Genomic DNA, 4,876 nt, shown 5'->3' on the forward strand with positions numbered 1-4,876 from the left:
AGATACGCGTCCACGGCCTCCTCGCCGAAGAGGGCGTCCTGGAAGCTGGCTACGGACGCCGAGGCTTCGCGCGTGCGTTCTTCCATCCACTGCCGGCGCACCACACGGATGGCATCCCGACGCAGGTCCATGTCGCCGCGTGGAACCCGTCCGGCCTGGCGCTCATCGAGACGGGAGGCGCGGACGAAAGCATCCACCTGGGCTTCCAGGACCGGGGTCAACACGAAGTCGTCCACGTTGGGCACGATTTCGGGGAAAAACACCGCGGTGCGGAACTGACGGGCGTCGCCGAAACGGACCAGTTCGAGCTGTCCGTCCACGATAGCCGCTGCGGCCGAATAGCTGGTTCCGAAGTCGATGCCGATGCGCATGGGGGAAGGTCTTCCGGGAACGGGATAACCGACCATTATGACTCCCTTGCCGCTGCGGCGACAGGGCCGCCCTTGCCGCTACACTCGGGATCCACCTTATCTGCCCAAGGGGACTCTCCGCCGATGCGTCGACTCGCTCTCGCCTGCCTGACCGCACTGACCCTGGCGGCCTGCCAGTCCCACGACGACGACAAGACGGCGGCGGCACCTCCGCCCGCTCCTGCCAGGGCCGCCACCTCGCCACCCCCGCCGCTTCCGGCCGTGGCCAACGAGCAGCACACCTTTAGTCCCGAGATCACGCCGGACGACTTCGCCGCGCACCTGCGGGTCATCTCGTCCGACGAATACGACGGCCGCAAGCCCGGCACCCTGGGCGAACGCCTGACGACCAACTACATCATCGAACAGTTCAAGCGAATGGGTCTGGAGCCGGGCAACAAGGGCGAGTGGGTACAGACCGTGCCCGCGGTCTCGACCGCGCTGAGCGACCCGGCCAACGTGAAGCTCGATGTCGCCGAAGGCGGCGACCAGGAAGCGTTCGCGTTTGGCAGCGAGATGGTCGCGGGCACGCTCCAGGCCAAGGCCGACGTGGATCTCAAGGATTCGGATGTCGTTTTCGTCGGCTATGGCGTCAACGCACCGGAAGCCCAGTGGAACGACTTCGATGGCGTCGACGTGAAGGGCAAGACGGTCATCATCCTGGTCAACGACCCGGGCTGGAACGCGAACGATCCCAAGCTGTTCAAGGGTCGCGAAATGACCTACTACGGCCGCTGGACCTACAAGTTCGAAGAGGCGGCCCGCCAGGGCGCCGCTGCCGCGTTCATCGTCCATCAGACCGAGCCTGCCGCCTACGGCTGGAACGTGGTGCAAAGCAGCTGGTCCACGCCGCGCCTCGACCTTCCCCAGAGCGAGGACCCGTCGCCTCGCCTGCCGGTTGCCGGATGGTTGACGCACGAAGCGGCACAACGCCTCTTTGCGAAATCCGGGAAGAACTTCGACGACCTCGCGAAGCAAGCCGACGTGCGCGGCTTCAAGGCGGTGCCGCTGGAGGCGAAGGCCTCCATCCACCTGCAGAGCGCGATCACGCATTCGCTGAGCAACAACGTCATCGGCATGGTCAAGGGCAGCGACAAGCCCGACGAAGCGATCGTCTACACCGCCCACTGGGATCACCTTGGCCACGATCCGTCGCTGAAGGGCCATCAGATTTACAACGGTGCGGTCGACAACGGCACCGGCATTGCCGCCCTGCTGGAAATTGCCGGCAAGTTCGCCCAGGACAAACCGAAGCGCACGGTGATCTTCGCGGCAGTGACCATGGAAGAATCGGGCCTGCTCGGCTCGGAATACTACGTCGCCCACCCACCCTTCCCGCTCAACAAGACCGTCGCGGACATCAACATGGACGCGTTGCCGATCACCGGCGCGACCAAGGACATGGAAGTCGTCGGCCTCGGCCAGGGCGATCTCGAAGACATGTTCGCCGAGGTACTCAAGGCCGACGGCCGCGTCGTCAGCGGCGACGCCTCACCGGAGAAGGGCCACTATTTCCGCTCCGACCACTTCAACTTCGCCAAGGCAGGCGTGCCCGCACTCGCTGCCAATGGCGGCATCGACATGGTCGCCGGTGGAAAAGCCGCGGGCGAAGCCGCCGCCAACGACTACGTCAAGAACCACTACCACCAGCCGACCGATGTCTACGATATCCGCTGGAACTTCGACGGCGTGACCCAGAACGTCAAGGCCTTCTATGCCCTCGGCGAAAAACTCGCCGACAGCGACGTCTGGCCGGCATGGAAGGACGGCAGCGAGTTCAAGGCCGTCCGCGAAAAGTCCCTCGCTGCGACGGCGAAGAAGAAAAAATAAGTTCTTCGCAGGCTCGCTGCAGGCTCTCTGTAGGAGCCGCTTCAGCGGCGATAACCCGTCCGCCGCAACCCCCATCGCCGGCATAGCCGGCTCCCGCAAAGAGCCGGCTCCCACAAAGAGCCGGCTACCTCAGTAATTCACCTGCAACTGCACCCGCAACAGCTGCCCATCAATACGACGATAAGGCGCCGAATTCACATCCGTGCGGCGCATATTCGCCCAGGCCACCGCCAGCTCGACCGCATTCGAAGGTTGCCATTCGACACCCGCCTCCAGTTCGTCCGCCTGCATTCTCGGCGCATTGGTATCGAACTTCGCCGCACCACGATACGTCTGCCACTTCGCATACGGCATCAGCGAGCCATAGCCACCGTCAAACTTGTACATCACCTGCGCATAGCCACCACGTAGCGATTGCGTACGGATGACCCGGCGCGCGACATCGAGCTCCGGGCCCTGCCCAACCGTCCACTCCGCCTGGAAGCCGAACGGTTGCGGGTAATACACCACGTGCGCCGCAACGCGACGGTCCGTCGAGCCGGCGACAGGCGCGTCGACGACCGGGGTAAACGTCCGGCCATCGATGGTTGCCGAACCGGTCGCGACCTTGTAGCGGCCTGAATAGGCGTCCGCACCCACTTCGAGGTACTGCCCGTTGGCAAACTTGAACGGATAGGAGAAGTGGATCACCGAGTGCAGCTGATCGTTGCGATCCGGACGATTCGCGCCCTGCCCGTTGTACACACCGACGCCGAACACGCCGTAGTCGCCGGAACCTTTCAGGCCCGACTTGACCAGATAGGCATAGCGCTCCTTGATCTCCTTCGGTGTCCAGTAGAGGAACATGCCCAGATCGCGTTCGTCGCGCACCGCGGAATTGAGCGCGTCGGCGCGATCGAGCGCGAGACGGTTCTGGCTCGACTGCAGATCTTCCCAGCCGAAGGGAATCTTCGACTGGCCGGCACGGATGCGATAGGTCTTGTCCTTGTCCAGCCAGAGGTCCGCATAGGCGTCGCGCAACTGCACGAAGTGACCTGTCGACGACCCCGTAGGCGTGCTGGCAAAGTCCGGCTGGATGTAGATCGACATCTTGTCGGTCACGTCGCCACTGATGACCACGCGGGCGCGGCGAATGCCAAAGCCCTGCTCGCGGCCGATGTAGCGATCGCCCGGGGACTTGAGGTCCTTCGCGTCGCCGCCGACCTCCTGGTTGTAACGCATCTGCAGGTAGCCCCGGATGCCTATCTTGTCGTACCAGGCCTTGGCAGCCGGTGTTGTCGGCGGAGTCGCCGCGGCCATTTGCGCCGACGCGCTCGCAGAAGCCGTCGCCGTGTTCGTCGCCGCTGCCGCGACCGCCACCGGCGCCGGGCTATCGGTCACCTGCGCGAACTTGCCCAGACGCTGGCGGCCCGGACCCGGCTCCGCAAATAGCTGCCGGGTGGTCGTATCGACGTAGAGCTCGATAGCTTCTTGCGGTGCGCCCTCGGCGGCCGCGGTACCGCACATTGTCCAGAAGGCGGCGGCCAGGGGAAATCTCTTCATGGGGCTTGGCTCCGAAAATACTCATGGAAAGTGTTGAGAAAAACCTCAAACGTCTGCGATAGTGACGCTTACGCACGCTAAACGTCGCTAACGCATTCGATAGGCGGGCACGTTATCGGCCACCCATTGCACTTCCATGACAGTCGCAAACCTCACCCATCCACGCAGGTTTCTGCGCTKCAACACTTTCGTCATGCCCACGTAACAAGGGATAATTCGCAAAGACGCGCCCTCGCCAGGGGACCGGCTCGACCGCAGTTGGCGAGGCACTCTCCCACCCCAGGACCTCCCAGGCGGAACAAACCATGTCTCTCGTTAGCTCGCGCCGTACGCCGCGACGTCTCGTCATTGCCCTGTCCATCGCCACGGCGCTCACCGCTGGCATGGCCAACGCACAGGACGCCGCGCCCACCGCTCCGAAGGCCAAGACGGCCACGCTGGAGACCGTCACCGTCACCGCTGAAAAGCGCACGGAAGACTTGCAGAAGGTGCCTATCTCGATGACCGTGATCACGGCCGAGAAGCTGGAAGCCTTCGGGCAGGCTGGCGACGGCGTGCTCCAGCTCGCCGCGCGCGCGCCCAGCGTGTATGCCGAGACGTCGTACGGTCGCGAGTTCCCGCGCTTCTACATCCGCGGCCTGGGCAACAGCGACTTCGATCTCAACGCGTCGCAGCCGGTATCGATGGTTTACGACGATATCGTCCAGGAAAACCCGATCCTCAAGGGCTTCCCGCTCTTCGATCTGGAGCAGGTGGAAGTGCTGCGCGGCCCGCAGGGCACCCTGTTCGGTCGCAACTCGCCCGCGGGCGTGATCAAGTTCGAATCGCGCAAGCCGACCCAGGAAACCGAGGGTTACGCGCGCCTTTCCTATGGCTCGTATGGCACGGCCAATGCCGAAGCCGCCCTCGGTGGCGCGATCAGCTCCGACTGGTCGGGCCGCGTATCTGCCATCGCCCAGCATCGCGACGGCTGGATCGACAACGACTACAAGGGCGAGAAGAACGATCTCGGTGGCTACAACGATCGCGCCGTTCGCCTGCAGGCCCTGTACAAGCACTCCGACGACTTCGACGCGCTGATCAACGTGCATGGT

Annotated in this window: 3 protein-coding genes and 1 pseudogene; 2 read left to right on the plus strand and 2 right to left on the minus strand. The window is 64.0% G+C overall.

What is annotated here, in order from left to right; translation table 11 throughout:
• Positions 1-371: pseudogene (locus AC1DSN_RS18300) on the minus strand (Hsp70 family protein); the annotation flags it as partial.
• 123 nt (positions 372-494) lie between these two features.
• Between AC1DSN_RS18300 and AC1DSN_RS18305 the strand changes: the two are divergent.
• On the plus strand, positions 495-2,240 hold the full coding sequence (locus AC1DSN_RS18305) for a M28 family metallopeptidase (protein ID WP_477297428.1): 1,746 nt from the start codon (positions 495-497) through the stop codon (positions 2,238-2,240).
• Positions 2,241-2,369: 129 nt separating this feature from the next.
• Here AC1DSN_RS18305 and AC1DSN_RS18310 read toward each other — a convergent pair whose 3' ends face one another.
• Entirely contained in the window at positions 2,370-3,782 is a 1,413-nt protein-coding gene (locus tag AC1DSN_RS18310) for a porin (protein ID WP_477332080.1), read from the minus strand.
• 305 nt (positions 3,783-4,087) lie between these two features.
• On the opposite strand from AC1DSN_RS18310, the gene AC1DSN_RS18315 reads away from it, so the two are divergent.
• Positions 4,088-4,876 (plus strand): TonB-dependent receptor (locus tag AC1DSN_RS18315; RefSeq protein WP_477332082.1); only part of this gene is annotated, 789 nt, incomplete at its 3' end.

This window comes from Luteibacter sp. P4_D7_3 (assembly GCF_056401735.1).

Bases quoted from the DNA above. Each gene is read 5' to 3' on its own strand.
- AC1DSN_RS18305 (WP_477297428.1), top strand. From the start codon at position 495: ATGCGTCGACTCGCTCTCGCCTGCCTGACCGCACTGACCCTGGCGGCC.
- AC1DSN_RS18310 (WP_477332080.1), bottom strand. From the start codon at position 3,782: ATGAAGAGATTTCCCCTGGCCGCCGCCTTCTGGACAATGTGCGGTACC.